This is a genomic window from Corynebacterium sp. (assembly GCF_022712275.1).
Classification (GTDB): domain Bacteria; phylum Actinomycetota; class Actinomycetes; order Mycobacteriales; family Mycobacteriaceae; genus Corynebacterium.
In genome coordinates, this window is sequence record NZ_JALAGU010000031.1 from 16,432 (window position 1) to 34,551 (window position 18,120).

An 18,120-nucleotide genomic window follows, 5' to 3' on the forward strand; every position below is an offset into this window, starting at 1 on the left:
TCACCTTCCGTGAAAATGCTTGCGGACCACCGGGCGATACTCGAACACCGGAAGGCGGTGCGGTGGACCACCCTGGGCATCCTCGTCGCTCTTCTGGTGGTCGCTGTGGTGGTGAATCTCGTTCTAGGCCAGTACACACTGTCACCCGGTGAGGTGGTCAAGGCACTGGCTGCCGGACCGGACGACAATTCGGTGACGGGGGCGAACGTACTGTGGCACATCCGGCTGCCACGTATCGTCCTGTGTCTGCTCGTCGGGGCGGCCCTGGCCGTGGCCGGCACCCTGCTGCAGGGACTCTTCGGCAATCCGCTGACCGAGCCCAGCGTCATCGGTGTGACCTCCGGTGCCGGGGTGGGTGCCGCGGTGGGCATCGTGTTCAACCTGGCCTTCCTCGGCTCGGCGACGACGCCGCTGCTGGCCTTCATCGCCGGTGTGCTGACCACCGTGGTGATCTACAAGCTGTCCTCGATGAACGGCGAGGTCAAGGTCCTCACCCTCGTGCTCACCGGTATCGCGGTGAACGCGGTGGCCGGCGCGATCATCTCCTTCATGGTCTTCCTCGCCCCGACGTCCTCGCGTGAGCAGATCATCTTCTGGCAGATGGGGTCGCTCAACGGTGCGATGTGGAACCAGGTCGGCGTGGTCGTCGTGCCGCTGGTGCTCTGCATCATCGCGTCCTGCGTCATCGCCGGGAAGATGGACCTGCTGAGCCTGGGGGAGCGGGCCGCCGGTCACGCCGGTGTGAACGTCGCCGCCATGCGCGTGGCGATCATCGGACTGTCGACCGCCTTGGCGGCTCTGGCGGTGAGCTACGCCGGCATCATCGGCTTCGTCGGTCTCATCGTCCCGCACATCCTGCGTCAGGTCATCGGTGCGTCCAACCGCTGGCTGGTCCCGCTCAGCGCGGTCGGCGGTGCGGTCCTGCTGCTCATCGCCGATGTCGCGGCGCGCACCCTCATCGCCTACGCAGACCTGCCGATCGGCATCTTCACCGCGCTGGTCGGTGGCCCGACGTTCTTCATTCTCCTGCGGCGCATGCTGAAGAAAGGTGGTGTCGCATGACCGGCACTCAGGACACGGCACTTCTCGTCGCCGACTCGGTGACCGCGGAACTCGGTGGACGTGAGATCCTGCACGGACTCGACCTCACCCTGCACTCCGGGGAGGTCCTCGGACTCATCGGCCCGAACGGTGCCGGCAAGTCGACTCTGCTCGCCGTGTTGGCGGGGGACACCCACCCCACCACCGGTACCGTGACACTGCTCGACCGTGACTACCACGACTACACACCGCGTGACGCCGCCCGCGCCCGCGCGGTCATGCTGCAGGACTCGACGGTCTCCTTCGCCCATCTGGTCCGCGATGTCGTGGAGATGGGCCGGGCGGCCTGGCCGAAGGACCCGGGCCGGGACGCCGGGATCGTGGACGCCTGCCTCGCCGAGGTCGGTATGGACCACATGCAGCACCGGGAGATCACCACCCTGTCCGGTGGTGAGCGGGCCCGCGTCGCCCTGGCCCGGGTGATGGCGCAGCAGGCCCGCTGCGTCATGCTCGACGAACCGACCGCGGCGATGGACATCGGCCACCAGGAGCGCACCATGCACAGTGCGCGCCGGGTGGCGGAGCGTCCCGGCGACGACGGCGAGAGCAGGGGAGTGATCGTGGTACTCCACGACCTCAACCTCGCCGCCCGCTACTGCGACCGGCTCGCCCTGCTGTGTGACGGCCGGATCGTCGTCGCGGGGACGCCGCGGGAGGTGTGCACCTCCGAGCGGCTCTCAGAGGTCTACCAGTGGCCGGTCAGCGTCAGTGAGGTGGACGGCCAGCTGTGGATCCGTCCGACCCCGGGAGCAGGGCTTCCGGGTGGTCAACCGGACAATCAACCTTTCGGATGATGTGAGGTCAGGTCACCCTTGGTTACCCTCGTGGAGCACGATGCACGAGGACCGTACATGACCGTACATACGGAGGAACCGATCATGACCACTGCTCTCCCCGCTCTGAGCCTGTCGGAGCGTCTGCGTGGGGAAACCCGCCAGGCGCACGACAAGGCCGAGCACTCGTCCTTCATGGAGGAGCTGCTCGGCGGAGAGCTGGATGCCGCCGCTTTCATCGCCCTGCAGGAACAGGCTCTCCTGTTCTACACGGCGCTGGAAGAGGCGGTCGAGGCCTGCGCGGGTGACTCCCGCCTGGCCGATATCGCCGACCGGCAGCTCGACCGCCGGTCCGCGTTGGTCGCCGATCTCACCGTCCTCGGTGGCACCGTGAATGCAGAGCCGCTCCCTGAAACGGCCGCGTATGTCGCCGAACTGCAGCGCATCGGCCGGGACGGCGACGTCCCGGCACTGATCGCCCACCACTACACCCGCTACCTGGGTGACCTGGCGGGTGGCCAGGTGATCGGCCGTCTGATGGGACGCCACTACGGCGTCGCCTCCGAGGGCCTCACCTTCTATGATTTCCCGCACATCCCGAAGCCGAAGGTCTACCGGGACGGCTACCGCGCCGCCCTGGACGCCCTGCAGCTCACCGAGGAGGAGCAGCAGCACCTCCTCGACGCCTCCTCGGACGCGTTCGCGTTCAACTCGGGCGTCTTCGAGGGACTGGAGCGGGCCCGGGGGTGACTCCCCACCCAAGATAGGCTAGGCTCACGGAAGAAAGGTGGTGGACGTGAACGCACAGCATGCATTCCCGGCAGACTCCGGGGACAGAACAGATGTGGTTGCGTCCGCCGCTGAGCTGGTGGACACCGTCACCGGGGCCGTGACGGAGTGCCTCGGCCGGTCGGCCGTGGTCCGGCGGCTGTCCGAAGGCTCGTTGCCTTTCGCCGGGCGTGTCGCCTGGCTGGAGCAGCACTGGGAGGGACTGCGCATCCTGGGGGACTGCGCCCTCCTTCCCGCTGGCGTGCGGACGGAACTCACCGCCACGACCGGTTCCCTCAACCGGGCCCTTGACCGGGCCCACGCGAGCGCCCGGTGGCGCGACCGGCACGTGACGATGCCGTCGATGTTCACCTTCCGCCGCCACGTCACCGACCTCAGGGACAACGGTGACCTGCTCGGGCTGACCGCCCAGGCGTACGTGCGTCTCCTGGCGGCCGGGGTCGGCTCCGGTCTGACCAGTGCCGTGGACGGCGTCGGCTCCGGTGAGGGGCTCAACCGGCTGCTGTGCCCGATGGTCTCCGGGGACGAAGACCTCGAGCGGCTGTCCGAGGAACTCAGTGCCGGCCTGCTCATGGTCATGCAGCACGGATCGGACGTGTGCCGTGCCTACCAGGGGGCGGTCACCGACGCCTCCTGTGCGGTGACCGTCTCGACGATCCGTCACGCCCTGCGGTGAGCGCGGAGATCCGCGTCAGTGCCGTCGCTTTCCTGCGTCCCGACGCTGAGCACCGCACCGAAGTCCTGACCGTGCGCAAGCGCGGCACGGACCTGTACCAGTTCCCCGGAGGCAAGCCTGAACCGGGGGAGAGCCCGGTTCAGGCAGCCGTCCGTGAGGTCCACGAGGAGACCGGCGTCCTGTTGTCCGCCGCGTCCCTCCGTCCGGTGGGTCGCTACCGCGCGCCGGCCGCGAACGAGGACGGACACACCGTCGTCGCCGACGTCTTCACCACGGTGTGGACCGGTGGCACGCCCACGCCGGCCGCAGAGATCGCCGAGAACCGGTGGGCACCGTTGGGAACACCGGAGGACACCCCGGAGGACCCCGCGCACCCGCTGGCCCCGCTGATGTTCCGGGTGTTCCCGGCTATCGCGGCAGGGCTTCCCGACGCGCGGTGAGTGCCCACCAGGCTGTGGTGCACAGGATCCCCAGGATCCCGATATTGCGCAGCGCGAGGAACAGTACACCCTCCTTCGACGGCGGGGCAGACATCAACCAGTCGTAGTAGACCGGGTAGACGGCCGTCGTCAGTACGGCGGTGACCAGCACCTCCAGTGCCAGGACAACCACGATCCGGCGTCGACTCACCAGCAGTGCCACGGCCACCAGCGGGGTCAGCCAGGTGATGTACTGCGGGGAGAAGACCTTGTTCGTCGCGATGATCAGTGCGACCAGGAAGACACTGAAGGCCAGGGCCTGCATTGACGACCAGTCGTCGCGTACCAGCCGGGTGACCGCCCACCCGACGGCGATGAGCACCATGGCCACGGTCGCCACCGAGGCTACGCCCGTCATGATTCCGGCGCCGGGCCCGGTGATCTCGAAACTCTTCGACGCCGCGTAGCCGATGTGCCAGCGGTCGTCCCCGGCGGCGGCGAAGGCCGCGGCCACCATCACCGGGGTGGCGAAGACCGACTCGATCTGCAGCCCGCGGTCGGACTGGTAGTCCAGTGGTGAGGTCAGTCCGTCGGTGCCGGAGATCACGAGCACCACGACGCAGAGAACGGCGAGGGAGGCGAAGAACCAGAGCACCCGGGCCCAGGTGGAGCGTCGTCGCCATCCCCCGACCAGCGCCGCCCCCAGCACACCGGGCCACAGTTTCATCATCGTCGCCAGGGCCAGAGCGACGGTCGCGAGGCGGCGTCCCACCCGGGATCGGGCGAACAGCAGTGCGGCGAAGGCGGCGACCGTCAGCGCAGGGAAGATGTCGAGTCGGGTCAGCACGATCGGCCCGGACAGGGCAATGAACAACGACCAGAACCATGCGGCCCGGTGCCCGGGGTCGCGGTCGACGTGGATCAGCCAGGCGGTGAAGGCCGCGGAGGTGAGGACGCAGAGTGCGACGAACCAGCGGATGTAGGCGTCCTCCCCGCCGGGAAGGATGTTGACCAGCCGGGCGGGAAGCGTCCCGAACACCGGGTACTCGGTCATGGCGCCGGGCACGTAGTTGTTGACGCCGACGAAGTAGTAGTGGACGTCACCGGTGGAGGTGGCGAAGCGGTCGATCCAGATCACCGGGATCAGATGGGCGACCAGCCAGCCGAGCCAGACCACGGCGCGGGAGTGGTGAACCGGGGTCTGTGCGGCGACGGGGGGAGGAGGAGTCACACGTCAAGATGGTATAGGGCGGCGGCTACAGTGTGGGGAATGACCCCCGTCCTCCTCGTTTTCGTCACGATCCTCATCGGCTCCTGCATGCAGCGCGTGTCCGGTATGGGCGTCGGGATTCTCGGGGCGCCGGTGCTGTCACTGGCGATGGGGCCGGTCGAGGGCGTGATGGTCATCAATGTCATCGCCGCGGTCAACGCCAGCCTGTCCACGTGGACGCAACGACGCACTGTCGACTGGCGGAAGTTCGCCCTCATCGGGTCGGTCATGGTGGTCGGTGCGGTGCCGGGGGCCTGGCTGATCACCGTCGTCAGCCCGGCGGTGCTGCAGATCATCGTCGGTGTGCTCATCCTTCTGGCGTTGGCTGTCACCACCGTCGGCAGGCGGTACGTCCCCGATGCGACGGGGAAGGCACCGGCCCTGGTCGCCGGTACCGTCGGCGGCTTCACGAACACGCTCGCCGGTGTCGCCGGCCCGGTGATCACCGTCTACGCCCAGGCGTCCCACTGGGACCAGCGCACCTTCGCCGCCACGCTCCAGCCGCTGTTCATCGTCTCGGGGACGCTGAGCTTCATCATCAAGTGGCTCTCCGGTGCCGGTGACATCGGGTCGGAGCCGTGGGGTATCTGGCCGGCCGCGTTGGTGGCCATCGTCCTCGGCATTGCCGTGGGCACCCGGATCGCACGGCGTATCGACCGCGCGACCGCACACCGGCTCGCGCTGTTCCTCGCCGCCGCCGGCGCGGCCACTGTGCTGGTGCGCGGTGCGGCGTCTCTGTGAGGGTGACTGCGTTCCGTGTGATCGGACCACAGGTCTAGGGTGGGGAAACGTGCCTGTTACGCCTACCCCCCCGACACCGGCCGACCGTCCCTCTGACCGGCTCAGCGCCCGCGCCCTCACGGTGTGGGGCGCGGGCATCCTCGCCTACATCCTGGCGATCACGGGACGTACCTCCCTGGGCGTCGCCGGTGTGGAGGCGATGGACCACTTCGACATCTCGGCCTCACGCCTGGCGGTGTTCTCCTCGGTCCAGGTCGGCGTCTACGCGTGCGCGCAGATCCCGATGGGCATGCTCATCGACCGGTTCGGTCCGCGACGGATGCTCGTCGTGGGTGCCCTGATGATGGGACTGGGGCAGGTCCTGCTGGGAGCCACCGGTTCCTATCCGGTGGCGATCCTGGCCCGCGTCATCATCGGTTCGGCGGACGCCACGGCGTTCCTGTCGGTGATGCGCATCCTGCCGGCCTGGATCCCGATGCGGAAGACCCCGTTGTTCACCCAGCTCACCGGCGGTCTGGGCTATGTCGGCCAGTTCATCTCCGCAGTGCCGTTCACCGCTCTGCTGCATGCCCAGGGCTGGGAGACGTCCTTCGTGAGCCTCGGCGCGTCCAGTGTCCTCGTGGCGATCCTGGTGTGGGTCGCGGTGCGGGACACCCCGGACCCGACTCCGGCCGCAGCAGAGACCACCGCCCGGGAGAAGCCGGGTATCGGCCGCATCCTCGCCTTCGTGGTACGGCACCCCGCCTGCTGGATGGGCTTCTTCATCCACTTCACGCTCATGAGCCAGGTCGTGTTCACCCTGCTGTGGGGCAAGCCGCTGATGACACTCGGTATGGGGCTGTCCGACGGGCAGGCCTCCACCGTGCTCGTGGTGAACATGGTGGTCAGCGTCCTCGTCGGACCACTGGCGGGCATCATCTCCGCGCGCGCCGGGCGGGGACGTCCACTGGTGGCCCTGGGGGCGACCGTCCTTGTCGCGGTGAGCTGGGTCGTGTTCTTCCTGCCGGACGCCCCGCGTGGCTACGCCGCGATCATCATCATGAACATCGTGCTGCCCGGCCTGGCCCCGGTCGCGAACTTCGGCTTCGACACGGTGCGTGAGGAGGTCGACCGTCGCTTCACTGCGACGGCCACCGGTCTGGCGAACATGGGCGGGTTCACCGCCGCGATGGTCGCCTCCCAGGTGGTCGGCTTCATTCTGGACGCTTCGGCTGACGGCGCCGAGTACGCCTGGGGCGATTTCCGGCTCGCCTGGTTCTTCGCCGTCGGCGTGGTGTGGATCCTCGGTGTGGTCGGGCTCGTCATCAGCCGGGCCGCGATGGCGCGGTGGCGCACCCGCCAGGTGACTCAGTAGGTCGGCAGGTCCGGGTGCAGGTCCTGCACCCAGGCCAGGACGCCGCCGTCGAGGTGGGAGGCGTTCTCCTCACGCGCGGCGAAGTAGGGTGAGACCGCGTCGAGCGCCTGCTCGGAGCGGCTGCCGGCCTTGCAGTGGAAGACCACGTCACGGCCACGGGCGGCGTCCGGCAGGGCTTCGGCACCGTGGGCCTGCAGCTCGGCCAGGGGGACGGACAGCGCACCGGGGACGGACACGATCTCACGTTCCCAGGGCTCACGCACATCGACGAGGACCGCACCGGTATCCAGCCGTGACTGGAGCTCCGTCGGGCTGACGGTGGGGTAGGAGGGCACGGCACAGGTCTCGGAGACACTGTTGTCCACGGCGGTGACCAGCGGGGCGTCCGGATCCGGGAGGATCTTCAGCTCACGGAAGGTCATCGCCATGCCGTCGTGGATGAGCAGCCGCCCGAACAGCGGCCTACCGGTACCGGTGATGAGTTTGACGGCCTCGGTGACCATGAGCGATCCGATGGTGCCAGGCAGGGCCCCGATGACGCCACCGGCGGCGCAACTGGGAACCTCACCGGGCGCGGGGGCGTCCGGGTGAAGGTCACGGTAGCTGATGCCGTCATGGTCCGGGCCGTTCCAGAACACTGAGATCCGGCCGTCGAAGCGCAGGATCGATCCCCAGACACACGGGGTGTCCGTCAGAGTGCAGGCGTCCGAGACGACATAGCGGGTCGCGAAGTTGTCTGCGCCGTCCATGACCAGGTCGTAGCCACCGATGATGTCCACGGCGTTGTCCGCGGTGAGGCGGGTGCGGTGCTGCTCCACGGTGACCGTCGGGTTGATCCGGGCCACGGCGTCCGCGGCGGACTCCACCTTCGGCCGCCCGACATCATCCATGCCGTGGACAACCTGACGCTGCAGGTTGGAGACATCCACCACGTCATCGTCGATGATGCCGATGGTGCCCACACCCGCCGCGGCGAGGTAGAGCAGGGCAGGCGAGCCCAGGCCGCCGGCTCCGGTGACGAGCACCCTGGCATTCCGCAGTCGACGCTGACCCTCCGGTCCGATCTGGTCCAGGGTCAGATGCCGGGCGTAACGCATCAGGTCATCGCGGGTGAGCTCGTCGACCGGGTCGACCAGCGGGGCGAACGGGAGAGCCTTCGCGGCGGTCACAGCGACTCGCTTTCCCGGCTGGTGCCTGCGACGATGCGTCCCTCCATCGGAGAGGACGCCAACGCGCCCTCGGCCAGGGTGCGCTTCGGGATGCGTCCCGCCCGTCGGGCCAGGTAACCGGCCTCGACGGCCGCCTTCATGGCCGTGGCCATGAGCGCCGGATCCTGGGCGCGGGTGACGGCACTGGCGAGCAGTACACCGTCGCAGCCCAGCTCCATGGCCAGGGCGGCGTCCGAGGCGGTGCCGACCCCGGCGTCGAGGATCACCGGGACCGTCGCCCGGGAGCAGATCAGCTCGATGTTGTGCGGGTTGAGGATGCCCAGGCCGGTGCCGATCGGCGCGCCCAGCGGCATGACCGCGGCCGCACCGGCGGACTCCAGGGACCGGGCCACCGCCGGGTCATCGGAGGTGTAGGCGTAGACCTCGAAACCGTCATCGGTGAGCTGCTCGGTGGCGTCCACCAGTTCGACGACATCGGGCAGCAGGGTCTCGTCGTCGGCGAGGATCTCCAGCTTCACCCGGTCGGTCCCCAGGGCCTCCCGGCCGAGCCGGGCGGTGAGCAGGGCGTCACGGGAGGTGTAGCAGCCGGCGGTGTTCGGCAGGACCTCGATGCCCAGCCTGTTGAGCAGGCCGAACAGCGAGGTGCCGGTCGTCGGGTTGAAGCGGCGCAGGGCGACGGTGGTGAGCTGTGTGCCGGAGGCGACGAGGGCGTCCTCCAGGACGGTCATCGCCGTCGCGCCGCCGGTTCCCATGATCAGGCGGGAGTCCACGGTGGTGGATCCGATGGTGAGTGACATGACTAGCCTCCCTGCATGGCGGTGATGATCTCGATCTCGGCGTCCTCAGGTACCGGGGTGGACGCCCAGCGGCTGCGTGGGACGACGGTCGCGTCGAGTGCCACGGCGACACCGAGCTGGTCGTCGTCGTGGACGTGGCCGGTGATGTCGAGGATGATGTCGGCGACGGTGGCCCCGTCGGCGTAGTCGTGGGGCTTACCGTTGACGGTGACGGTCATACTGTTGCTCCTGAGGTGTGTGGGGATGTCCGCTGAGGGTCGGTGGCGGCGAGCATTGCGGCGTCCTCCGCTGTGCTGTCGGCACCGAGGACGAGGCCTGCGGCGAGGTGTCCGCCCAACGGGGCGAGCAGGATGCCGTGGCGTGAGTAGCCGGTGGAGACGACCAGTCCGTCGACGCCGTCGAGGCGTCCGATGTAGGGCAGGTCGTCGGGGGTGCCGGGGCGGGCGCGGGCGAGGATCTCGGTGAGCTCCAGGCCCCCGGCACCGGGGACGAGCGTCTGGGCGTCCCGCAACAGCTGGTAGGCACCCTCGAGGACGACGCCGTCGAACCCGTCCTCCCGCTCGGTCGCGCCGATGACGATCTCGCCGTCGGTGCGGGGGACGAGGTAGACGGGGCGGCCGTCGACCATGCCGCGCACGGTGCGGTCGAGCAACGGTGGCTGGCCGGGGCGTAGCCGGGCGCGCAGGATGTCGCCGTGGACCGGGCGGAGTTTCACGCACTCGGCCTCGGGCAGGTTGCCGATGCCGTCGAGGGAGACTCCGGGGCAGAGCAGCGTGGTGCCGGCGTGGAGTTCGGTGCCGTCGTCGAGGGTGATTCCGGTGACCGCGCCGGTGTCGCCGCCGTCGCGGAGGACTGCGGTGACGCGCCGTTGGACCAGCCTGAAGCCGGGATCCCGCTCAAGCGCCTCGATAAGGGCGGGGACGAGCTTGCGGGGGTTGATCTGGTGGTCCCCGGCGACGAGGAACGCCCCCGAGATCGCAGGGGACAGCGCCGGCTCCAGTGTCCGGGCCTGACGGGTGGTGATCCGCTCGACGGTCATGCCCGCGGCACGTTGGACCTCAGCGAGGTCGGCGAACCAGTCGCGGTCGGCCGGGTGCGCACCGATGTCGAGGGTCTCCGTGCCCCGGTAGCCGACGCCGTGACCGAGGATTTCGGTGAGCTCGGTGACGAGTGGGGGATAGAGGGCGGCCGAGGTCGTCATCAGGGAGCGCATCGTGTGGTGCTGGTACATCACCTCGCTGACCGCGGCGATCATGCCGGCGGCGGCGCGGCTGGCGCCCATTCCCGGGGTGGGGTCGACGACGGTGACACGCTGCCCGGCCTTGTGCAGGTTCCAGGCGGCGGTCAGCCCGGCGACGCCGGCACCGACAATGACGGTATCTGGCGGGCGTGTGTTCATGCGTTCCTTTCCTCCGGCGGCATGATCCGCGTCAGGTGTGGACGGTCGACCGGTGCTCCGGTCCTCTCAGCCCCTGCAGGGGCTCCCGTAGTTCGCCTACGGCTACCATTCCACCACATGAGCCTTTCCCGTTTCAGTGCCACCCCCGACCGTGACCTGCGTGTCCGACGTCTCGATCAGCTTCAGGACGCCTCGTTGTACCTGTGCACCCCGGCCAGGGCCGAACAGGGCGATCTGCGGGATTTCCTCCACGCCGCCTACGAGGGAGGGGTGGACATCATTCAGTTGCGCGACAAGTCCATCGACACCTGCGACGAGATCGCGGCGCTGGAGGTCCTGGCCTCGGTGGCGGAGGAACACGGGAAGCTGTTCGCGGTCAACGACCGGGCGGACATCGCCGCACTGGTGGGCGCGGACGTCTTCCACGTCGGCCAGGACGATCTGACCATCCCCCAGGTGCGGTCCCTGCTGGGCCCGGACGTGGTGGTGGGACTGTCCACTCACTCGCTGTCGCAGGCACGCGCCGCGATGGAGGACGCCGACCTCGACTATTTCTGCACCGGGCCGCTCTGGGAGACCCCGACGAAACCGGGACGCGCGGCAACGGGACTGTCGCTGGTGACGGAGACCGCGTCAATGCTGGTCTCGGCCCCTGAGCAGTGGCAACGTGAGAAGGTGTGGTTCACGATCGGTGGGGTGAACGCGTCCACCCTGCCGGAGGTGCAGGCGGCGGCCGGTGAGGGGTCGGAGGGGTACCCGGTGCGTGCCGTGGTGGTGCGTCCGTTGACCGAGACGGATGATCCCCGGGCCGCGGCGGCGGAGCTGAAGGCTGTGTTGGGGGGCCGAGCTGGACAAGGACTGACCTCCTGTACCCGCTGACGCCGAAGTCCAATGCAGTTACCAGTACCGGTAGCTGTATGGGCATGGGCGGGACAGGACCGGCACAGATGACGTCGACAATTCGGCGGTTGGAGCGGGTGATCCGGAGCTCGGGACCGGTCGGCTGAATGCGGCGAGAACGAGTTAGGTGACGCCGTTATGCCCACCTGCTGGGACGGGGTGTCTCACCCCTGCCGACCAGCAGGAACACCGGTATCATGCGGTTATGAACACCATCACAGACGCCACATCTGCCACAGTTCCCACCGGACAAGGGTTCCCGGTCATCCGTCCCGAGCGTATCGACGGTTCAGACATCGGAGCCATCCGCGCTCTGACCAACGACGCATTCGCCAAGGTCGAACACGCCTCCGGCACCGAGTCGAAGATCATCGACGCCCTCCGCGACGCCGGTGAACTCCGGTACTCGCTCGTCGCCGTCCACGCAGGACGCATCGTCGGACATGTCGCAGCATCCCCCGTGACCCTCGACCCACCGGACGGGGGTTGGTGGTACGGCATCGGACCGATATCGGTACATCCGGATTTCCAGGGCCAGGGAACCGGCTCCGGGCTGATGCGGGCCCTGCTCGACCTGCTCGTCATCTACGGGGCGACCGGTGCGGTCCTGCTCGGCGAGCCTTCGCTCTACGCCCGGTTCGGCTTCGCTCACCGTGAGGGTCTCACGATGGCTGGGCTGGCGCCGGAGCAGGTGTCCTACTTCCAGGCCCTGCGTCTCGACCGCAAGGGTGACTACCCCGAGGCTACCGTCACCTACAGCGCTGCGTTCGACGTCCAGTAGTTGTCAGGCAGTTTCCCTAGATCTCACTGGCGGGGAGGTAGCCGTCGACGAACTCGACTGTCCGGTCACCGGGAAGAGAGTTGCGGTCTGCGAAGACCGTGATGATCTCGGCGACGAGTTCGCGGGAGGTGTGGGAGTCCTCCGGCGGCAGATTTGTGGTCGGAGTCGCGTACCCGACAGCGGACTCCAGGGTGAGTGCGGACGGTCCGAGGATCAGGTACTCCAGGCCCTCGGTGCTGTTGAGTCGGTCGTCGACGGTCTTCTTCGCGTCCGCATAAGGGTAGAAGGAGTCGCCTTCGGGGACCCGGTGGTGGGTGGCGCCGAGGTAGGAGACATTGATGAACCGGGGAGTCTTTCCGGCGTCGCGCAACCGCTCCAGGGAATTGATGACCGCGAGGGCGGCATCACGGTCGACGGCGTAGGTGCGCTCCGGAGTTCCTCCACCGGCGCCGGCGGACCAGACGATGACGTCGAACCCGGCGAGCAGAGTGTCCCACCCGTCCGCTGTCACCCGGGTGATGTCGAGGACCAGGGGAGTGGCGCCCGTGGCCTCGATGTCGGCGGACTGTCCAGCGTCGCGGATCACCGAGGTCACGGAGAAACCGAGATCGCCGAGCATCGGTGCAGTAAGCAGGGCGACCCTGCCGTGGCCGCCGATGATGAGAGCTGAGGGCACGTCTCAGCCGATCTCACTGACCGGGGTCGGCCCGTCGATGAACTCGACGGTCCGGTCCGCCGGCAGGGTCTCACGGGCGGCGAGTTCGGCGATGACGTCCGCCACGAGCTCGCGGGAGGTCTCGGTCGACCATTCCGGATTATCGGCGGCGGCGTCCACCGGTGCCCAGCCGGTGGACGGCTCCAGAGTGAGTGCCGCCGGACCGAGGATCGCGTAGTCCAGACCGGTGGTGCTGTTCAGCCGGTCATCGACGATCTTCTTCGCATCTGCATAGGGGAAGAAGGAGTCGTCCTCCGGCACGGAGTGCTTCGTCGCCCCGACATAGGAGACGTTGAGGTAGCGCGGTGCCTTGCCGGCGTCCCGCAGTCGCTCGAGGGAGTCGATGACCGCGAGAGCGGCGTCCCGGTCGACGGCGTAGGTGCGCTCAGCGGCGCCACCTCCGGCACCGGCGGACCAGATGACCACGTCGAACCGGCCGAGCAGGGCATCCCAAGCGTCCGGGGTGATCCGGGTGAGATCGAGCACCAGGGGAGTGGCACCGAGCGCCTCGATGTCCTCAGACTGTTCCGGCTTCCGGATCACCGAGGTGACCGCGAAACCGCGGTCGATGAGCTTAGGGGTTGCGAGCAGGGCCACTTTGCCGTGGCCGCCGATGATGAGTGCGTCAGACATACCCCGTGTCTACGCGCCGTTGTCGCGCTTCGCCAGTTCCCGCAGGCCCGGTGCGACCGAGGCGATCTGGCTGAGCAGCCGGTTGAGGTCCTGGCCATCGCCGACGAGGGTGAGGTTCGCCGATCCGAGTGCCTCGGACAGCGAGTCGATCATCTCCGGCATCTGGTCGACCATCTGCTTGTCGATGATGACGCCACGGTTGGACGCCACCGCATCGGACGTGGTGCGCAGGGCCTGTGCCTCGGCTTCGGCTTCGATGCGCCGACGCTGCGCCTCAGCCTCGGCGGGCTTGACGACCTCGGCGATCAGCTCCTGCTCACGCAGCAGCGCCTGCTCGGCGGCGAGCTCGGACTGCTTGGCGACGACCTGACGTTCTGCCTCGGCCTTGGCCAGCGGGCCGGACGCCTCGGCCTCCGCCTTCGCCTGCGCGGTCTGCTTGATGTTCTCGCTGGTGAGCAGGTCGGTGTCGCGCTGGTACTCGGACTTCAGGCGGTTGGCCTTCTGTCGCTCGTTCTCGATCTCGGCGTCCCGGCGGGCCTCGGCGACGGCTGCCTCACGCTCGACACGGGCGAGCTCCGGGGCGGAGAGGGAGCGGATGTAGTTGTTGTCGTCGGTGATGGAGCTGATCTGGAAGGAGTCGATTCCCCAGCCCAGTTCCGCCATCTTCGGCTCGGCGTTGGTCAGGACGTCGGACGCCAGGCGCATGCGGTCGGAGATCATCTCCTCCACGGTCATCTGGCCGATCATCGCACGGGTCTCGCCACCGAAGATGTCGTAGGCGGCGCGTAGCACCTCCTTGCGGTCGCTGCCCTCGAAGCGGGACGCGGCACGGGTGATGTGGTTCTTGTCCGGCCGGACGCGGAAGACGACAGTGGCCTCGACGGCGACCTCGACGTTCTGGGCGGACGGGGCGGCGACACGGACCTGGACGGTGTTCGCTCCGATGTAGAACCGCTGGACCCGGTGGAGGATGGGGACCGACCACGCGCCGCCGCCGACGACGATGCGGTAGGGACTGTCCGGACTACGGTGGCCGAAGCCTCCGCTGATCAGGATCGCTTCGGTGGGTTTCGGCACGTCGTAGAGCATGTCAGGTCCTTTCCAGGTGCCGGCACAGAACAGGTGCCGGGGCGCGTAAGGACAGGCTATCAGTTTCGGGTGCGGTCGAAACCGGGTTCCACACGGGGGTAACTGAAACATAATTCATGGGACGTGGTGTCGGTCGGAGAGTGGGCCGGGTATGGTCACCAACTATCGCCCCGTGGCAGTGATCTGAACCACCGCCGCCCGACAACGTGAGGAGTAACACGGATGAATCTGGAGCTCACAGCGGAGGAGATCGCTTTCCGCGATGACCTGCGCGCCATCTTCCGGGAAGTCCCTGAGGAGATCCGCAACCGTTACCGTGCCGGACAGGCCACCCGCCAGGACATCATCGATTCCCAGCAGGTGCTCAACAAGCACGGTGTGGCCGTTCCCCACTGGCCCGTCGCGTACGGCGGACAGGACTGGACCCCCACCCAGGCGCATATCTACACCAATGAGCTCCAGCGGGCCGGCATCCCTGAGCCCCTGCCGTTCAACACCGGCATGGTCGGGCCCGTCATCGCGAACTTCGGCAGCGACGAGCTCAAGGACCGCTTCCTCGCCAAGACCGCCAACCTCGACATCTGGTGGTCACAGGGCTTCTCCGAGCCCGGTGCCGGTTCCGACCTTGCAGGTCTGAAGACCACCGCGGTCCGCGACGGTGACCACTACGTCGTCAACGGTCAGAAGACCTGGACCACCCTCGGCCAGCACGGTGAGTGGATGTTCCTCCTGGTCCGCACCGACCCGACCGCCGACAAGCCGCAGAAGGGCATCTCCTTCCTGCTCGTCGACATGACCACCCCGGGCATCGAGCGCCGCCCGATCCGGCTGATCGACGGCTCGGTCGAGGTCAACGAGTTCTTCTTCACCGACGTCCGGATTCCGGCCGAGAACCTCGTCGGCGAGGAGAACAAGGGCTGGACCTACGCCAAGTTCCTCCTCGGCAACGAGCGCAACGGCATGGCCCAGGTCGGTACCAGCCAGCGCATGTACACTGCCCTGGTCTCCGAGGCCGCGGACCGTGAGGTCGCCGGCCACAAGGTCATCGAGGACCCGGAGTTCCGCAGCCGCCTTTACGGCATCAAGCTGCGTCTCACCGCCCTCGAGGCCACGATGCTGCGCGTCACCGCCGCCAGTGAGGGGGGCAAGCCCTCCCCGCTGTCCTCTCTGCTGAAGATCGAGGGCAGCCGCATCCTCCAGGAGCTCAATGATCTGGCGGTCACCGCCCTCGGGTCCGACGCCGTGGAGATCACCGGGGCCGCGGCCACCGCTGAGGACCACGACGGCGACCCGGTCGTCGAGTACCTCAACAACCGCAAGGTCTCCATCTACGGCGGCACCAACGAAGTGCAGGCCGGCGTCATCGCCAAGGCAATTCTCGGACTCTAGGAGGTCAGAACAATGGATCTTTCACTCAACGACGAACAGCAGATGCTCGCTGACAGTGTCCGCGACATCTTCTCCTCCGCCGACGGCGATCCCACCGCCGGTGGCGAGGCCCCCGAGGTCGCCCTCGAGTTCCGCCGCGACGTGTGGACGCAGGCCGCCGAGATGGGGCTGACGGCCCTCCCGGTCGCCGAGGACTACAACGGCGCCGGCGCCGGTATCGCCGAGGTCTGGGCCACCACCAACACCCTGGGCACCCTGGGTTCCCCGGAGCCGCTCACCGATGCCGCCTATGTCCCCTCCTGGATCATCTCGGACCTCGGTTCCGCGGACCAGAAGAAGGAGTGGCTCGGCCGCATCTCCACCGGTGAGGTCATCGTCCCGCTCGCCCACGCCGAAGCCGGCACCGGCTGGGACGCTGCCCGTACCGCCACGGTCACCGGGGGTGCTCTCTCCGGCACCAAGCGCGCCGTGGTCCTCGCCGACAACGCAGACGCCTACCTGGTCACCGCCGTCGCTGACGGTACCCCGGGTGTCTTCCTCGTCGCCGCGGACGCCGACGGTGTCTCCGTCGGGATCCACCGCGACGCCGAGTGGGTCCGTACCGGCACCGTCACCTTCGACGGCGCCGCCGCCGAGCGTCTCGGTGACGCCGGTGCCGAGACCGTCGAGGCGTCCCTGCGCCGTGCTGTGGCCCTGGGCCGTATCGCCCATGGAGGACGCGCCGTCGGCCTCATGGAAACCGCACTGAAGACCACCGTGGAGTACCTCAAGGTGCGCAAGCAGTTCGGTGTCACCCTGAACCGCTTCCAGGTGCTGGTCCACCGTGCCGCGCAGATGTACTCCGACGTCGAACTGGCCCGTTCCACCTCACTGTGGGCGACCGCCGTCGCCGAGGCCTTCCCCGGCACCGTCGACACCCTCTCCGCCGAGGACCTCGATGAGCTGACCCGTACCGCCCTGGACTCCCACAACTTCCTGCTGGGCCAGGCGCGCACCATCGCCGAAGAGGCCGTGCAGCTGCACGGTGGCATCGGCGTGACCTACGAGGCCGCCATCAGCCACTACGCTGCGGCTCTCACCGGCTTCCGCCAGGTCTACGGCGGCGAGCTGGGAGCACGCAGCGAGGGCATCGCGTCCTCCTCCCCGGAGAACGCCCCCAGCGCCCTGCTGGACAACGCCCTGATCCCCTGATCACGGCTTACTGTCACCCCCCCTGACCCGGATACGCGACGACTGACGGAGTGGCGTGTGCCATGATGGACAGGCACAGATCGTCGACATCCGGAGCAGGAATGACAAGAGGCAGGTACTCACACAGGATCGTGGCAGGAGTGGCGTTGACGCTGCTTCTCGGCGTGGGGACGGGCCTCACCGCCTGCTCCGATGACTCCTCGGACGACTCGGAGACGACGACCGCGAGTTCGTCGACCGCCGGATCCTCGAGCGCAGCTCCGTCGAGCTCCGGGACCCCGGATTCCCCGGCTCCCGAGGACGCACCGGAGGGTGGCGCCCCCGCACCCCAGGGTGACGACGCGGACGCCGACCAGGGGTCCACCCCGGTGGATCCCGCCACCGCGATCCTCGGTGCCGGTGACGCCCCCGCCGGGTTCACCGTCACCGACCCGCAGCAGGCTCAGCAGACGGATATCGCAGGGACCCAGCAGATGCTGGACGCCATGACCGTCACCCCGCCGGAATGCAAGGCTGTTCTGCAGGAGCAGCTGGCGGCCGGCGATGCCGCCGCCGCAGGCGTGTCCACCGTCACCTACAGTGACGGCGGCGAGCAGTTCATCCTCGGCGCTGTCGGTCCCGCCGGCAGCAACCAGACCGACAACGGGTGTTCCAACCTCACCGCCAAGGGCGACATGAACGGTGTGCCCGTGAGCATCACCTCCACGTCAGAGGACGTCGCCGTCAACCTCAACGGTGTGGAGAACGCGCGGGGCGTCCGGTCCAACGTCGCCATGGATGTCGGGGGCCAGCAGATCACGATCGTCCAGACCACGATCTCCGGTACCGTCAACGGCAACGACTTCAGCGTCACGGGCAGCGAGGGCGTGAGCCAGGACGTTCTCGTCGGACTGGCCCGGACCCAGGCCGACCGGCTGCGGGGCTGAACAGGGTC

At 68.2% G+C, this 18,120-nt stretch carries 20 protein-coding genes and 1 riboswitch; of the genes, 12 read left to right on the plus strand and 8 right to left on the minus strand.

The features are described 5' to 3' along the window. The first annotated feature begins 15 nt into the window (after nt 1-15). The 5 genes from Q0A27_RS06770 to Q0A27_RS06790 all read left to right on the plus strand — a co-directional run bounded on the left by Q0A27_RS06770 (nt 16) and on the right by Q0A27_RS06790 (nt 3,779). On the plus strand, nt 16-1,062 hold the full coding sequence (locus tag Q0A27_RS06770; protein WP_291474328.1) for an iron ABC transporter permease: 1,047 nt from the start codon (nt 16-18) through the stop codon (nt 1,060-1,062). Next, nucleotides 1,059-1,895, plus strand: coding sequence for a heme ABC transporter ATP-binding protein (locus Q0A27_RS06775; protein WP_291474299.1), 837 nt, complete (start codon nt 1,059-1,061; stop codon nt 1,893-1,895). Before Q0A27_RS06770 ends, Q0A27_RS06775 begins: the two co-directional genes overlap by 4 nt. Before the next feature lie 84 nt (nt 1,896-1,979). After that, nucleotides 1,980-2,624: a heme oxygenase (biliverdin-producing) gene (locus Q0A27_RS06780; protein ID WP_291474300.1), complete on the plus strand. Its 645-nt coding sequence runs from the start codon at nt 1,980-1,982 to the stop codon at nt 2,622-2,624. A gap of 46 nt (nt 2,625-2,670) precedes the next feature. Then, the gene (locus Q0A27_RS06785) at nt 2,671-3,339 is read left to right on the plus strand and encodes a hypothetical protein (protein WP_291474301.1); all 669 of its coding nucleotides are present in this window, start codon (nt 2,671-2,673) and stop codon (nt 3,337-3,339) included. Further along, complete coding sequence (locus Q0A27_RS06790; RefSeq protein WP_291474302.1) at nt 3,336-3,779, plus strand: NUDIX domain-containing protein; 444 nt, start codon at nt 3,336-3,338, stop codon at nt 3,777-3,779. The genes Q0A27_RS06785 and Q0A27_RS06790 overlap by 4 nt, the downstream gene beginning before the upstream one ends. Here Q0A27_RS06790 and Q0A27_RS06795 read toward each other — a convergent pair. After that, the gene (locus Q0A27_RS06795) at nt 3,748-4,989 is read right to left on the minus strand and encodes a glycosyltransferase 87 family protein (protein WP_291474303.1); all 1,242 of its coding nucleotides are present in this window, start codon (nt 4,987-4,989) and stop codon (nt 3,748-3,750) included. The genes Q0A27_RS06790 and Q0A27_RS06795 overlap by 32 nt on opposite strands. A 39-nt stretch (nt 4,990-5,028) precedes the next feature. Here Q0A27_RS06795 and Q0A27_RS06800 point away from each other — a divergent pair, with 39 nt between their 5' ends. Together Q0A27_RS06800 and Q0A27_RS06805 are read left to right on the plus strand one after the other, a co-directional pair. After that, entirely contained in the window at nt 5,029-5,769 is a 741-nt protein-coding gene (locus Q0A27_RS06800; RefSeq protein WP_291474304.1) for a sulfite exporter TauE/SafE family protein, read from the plus strand. 49 nt (nt 5,770-5,818) lie between these two features. After that, nucleotides 5,819-7,123 (plus strand): nitrate/nitrite transporter, encoded by a 1,305-nt coding sequence (locus Q0A27_RS06805; protein ID WP_291474305.1) that lies wholly within the window; start codon nt 5,819-5,821, stop codon nt 7,121-7,123. Here the strand turns inward: Q0A27_RS06805 and moeB are convergent. From moeB to thiO, 4 genes are all read right to left on the minus strand, one after another. Further along, nucleotides 7,117-8,292, minus strand: a complete 1,176-nt coding sequence (gene moeB / locus Q0A27_RS06810; protein WP_291474306.1) for a molybdopterin-synthase adenylyltransferase MoeB — start codon at nt 8,290-8,292, stop codon at nt 7,117-7,119. The genes Q0A27_RS06805 and moeB overlap by 7 nt on opposite strands. Next, complete coding sequence (locus tag Q0A27_RS06815) at nt 8,289-9,089, minus strand: thiazole synthase (protein WP_291474307.1); 801 nt, start codon at nt 9,087-9,089, stop codon at nt 8,289-8,291. The genes moeB and Q0A27_RS06815 overlap by 4 nt, the downstream gene beginning before the upstream one ends. 2 nt (nt 9,090-9,091) lie before the next feature. Next, a complete protein-coding gene (gene thiS / locus Q0A27_RS06820; RefSeq protein WP_291474308.1) occupies nt 9,092-9,307 on the minus strand; it encodes a sulfur carrier protein ThiS in 216 nt (71 codons plus the stop codon). Then, complete coding sequence (gene thiO, locus Q0A27_RS06825) at nt 9,304-10,488, minus strand: glycine oxidase ThiO (RefSeq protein WP_291474309.1); 1,185 nt, start codon at nt 10,486-10,488, stop codon at nt 9,304-9,306. The genes thiS and thiO overlap by 4 nt, the downstream gene beginning before the upstream one ends. Further along, nucleotides 10,479-10,587: riboswitch (TPP riboswitch) on the minus strand. Its footprint overlaps the gene before it by 10 nt. Nucleotides 10,588-10,605: 18 nt before the next feature. On the opposite strand from thiO, the gene thiE reads away from it, so the two are divergent. Together thiE and Q0A27_RS06835 are read left to right on the plus strand one after the other, a co-directional pair. Continuing rightward, a complete protein-coding gene (gene thiE, locus Q0A27_RS06830; protein ID WP_291474310.1) occupies nt 10,606-11,367 on the plus strand; it encodes a thiamine phosphate synthase in 762 nt (253 codons plus the stop codon). Between the two features lie 226 nt (nt 11,368-11,593). After that, nucleotides 11,594-12,169: a GNAT family N-acetyltransferase gene (locus tag Q0A27_RS06835; RefSeq protein ID WP_291474311.1), complete on the plus strand. Its 576-nt coding sequence runs from the start codon at nt 11,594-11,596 to the stop codon at nt 12,167-12,169. A gap of 16 nt (nt 12,170-12,185) precedes the next feature. Here Q0A27_RS06835 and Q0A27_RS06840 read toward each other — a convergent pair whose 3' ends face one another. From Q0A27_RS06840 to Q0A27_RS06850, 3 genes are read right to left on the minus strand one after another with little or no spacing between them, the layout of a single operon-like run. Further along, nucleotides 12,186-12,845 carry an NAD(P)H-binding protein gene (locus Q0A27_RS06840; protein WP_291474312.1) on the minus strand — a complete coding sequence of 220 codons (660 nt, stop codon included), beginning with the start codon at nt 12,843-12,845 and terminating at the stop codon, nt 12,186-12,188. A gap of 3 nt (nt 12,846-12,848) precedes the next feature. Further along, nucleotides 12,849-13,517, minus strand: a complete 669-nt coding sequence (locus Q0A27_RS06845; protein ID WP_291474313.1) for an NAD(P)H-binding protein — start codon at nt 13,515-13,517, stop codon at nt 12,849-12,851. A 9-nt stretch (nt 13,518-13,526) separates the two neighbouring features. Further along, entirely contained in the window at nt 13,527-14,606 is a 1,080-nt protein-coding gene (locus Q0A27_RS06850; RefSeq protein WP_291474314.1) for a flotillin family protein, read from the minus strand. Nucleotides 14,607-14,828: 222 nt separating this feature from the next. Between Q0A27_RS06850 and Q0A27_RS06855 the strand changes: the two genes are divergently transcribed. The 3 genes from Q0A27_RS06855 (at nt 14,829) to Q0A27_RS06865 (ending at nt 18,112) form a co-directional block, all read left to right on the plus strand. Continuing rightward, nucleotides 14,829-15,995 (plus strand): acyl-CoA dehydrogenase family protein, encoded by a 1,167-nt coding sequence (locus Q0A27_RS06855; protein ID WP_291474315.1) that lies wholly within the window; start codon nt 14,829-14,831, stop codon nt 15,993-15,995. Nucleotides 15,996-16,007: 12 nt separating this feature from the next. Then, nucleotides 16,008-17,186 (plus strand): acyl-CoA dehydrogenase family protein, encoded by a 1,179-nt coding sequence (locus tag Q0A27_RS06860; RefSeq protein WP_291474316.1) that lies wholly within the window; start codon nt 16,008-16,010, stop codon nt 17,184-17,186. 140 nt (nt 17,187-17,326) lie between these two features. Further along, nucleotides 17,327-18,112 carry a hypothetical protein gene (locus Q0A27_RS06865; protein ID WP_291474317.1) on the plus strand — a complete coding sequence of 262 codons (786 nt, stop codon included), beginning with the start codon at nt 17,327-17,329 and terminating at the stop codon, nt 18,110-18,112. Nucleotides 18,113-18,120 lie beyond the last annotated feature (8 nt).

Bases quoted from the DNA above. Each gene is read 5' to 3' on its own strand.
- Q0A27_RS06770 (WP_291474328.1), top strand. From the start codon at position 16: ATGCTTGCGGACCACCGGGCGATACTCGAACACCGGAAGGCGGTGCGG.
- Q0A27_RS06775 (WP_291474299.1), top strand. From the start codon at position 1,059: ATGACCGGCACTCAGGACACGGCACTTCTCGTCGCCGACTCGGTGACC.
- Q0A27_RS06780 (WP_291474300.1), top strand. From the start codon at position 1,980: ATGACCACTGCTCTCCCCGCTCTGAGCCTGTCGGAGCGTCTGCGTGGG.
- Q0A27_RS06800 (WP_291474304.1), top strand. From the start codon at position 5,029: ATGACCCCCGTCCTCCTCGTTTTCGTCACGATCCTCATCGGCTCCTGC.
- Q0A27_RS06815 (WP_291474307.1), bottom strand. From the start codon at position 9,089: ATGTCACTCACCATCGGATCCACCACCGTGGACTCCCGCCTGATCATG.
- thiS (WP_291474308.1), bottom strand. From the start codon at position 9,307: ATGACCGTCACCGTCAACGGTAAGCCCCACGACTACGCCGACGGGGCC.
- thiO (WP_291474309.1), bottom strand. From the start codon at position 10,488: ATGAACACACGCCCGCCAGATACCGTCATTGTCGGTGCCGGCGTCGCC.
- thiE (WP_291474310.1), top strand. From the start codon at position 10,606: ATGAGCCTTTCCCGTTTCAGTGCCACCCCCGACCGTGACCTGCGTGTC.
- Q0A27_RS06835 (WP_291474311.1), top strand. From the start codon at position 11,594: ATGAACACCATCACAGACGCCACATCTGCCACAGTTCCCACCGGACAA.
- Q0A27_RS06845 (WP_291474313.1), bottom strand. From the start codon at position 13,517: ATGTCTGACGCACTCATCATCGGCGGCCACGGCAAAGTGGCCCTGCTC.
- Q0A27_RS06850 (WP_291474314.1), bottom strand. From the start codon at position 14,606: ATGCTCTACGACGTGCCGAAACCCACCGAAGCGATCCTGATCAGCGGA.
- Q0A27_RS06855 (WP_291474315.1), top strand. From the start codon at position 14,829: ATGAATCTGGAGCTCACAGCGGAGGAGATCGCTTTCCGCGATGACCTG.
- Q0A27_RS06860 (WP_291474316.1), top strand. From the start codon at position 16,008: ATGGATCTTTCACTCAACGACGAACAGCAGATGCTCGCTGACAGTGTC.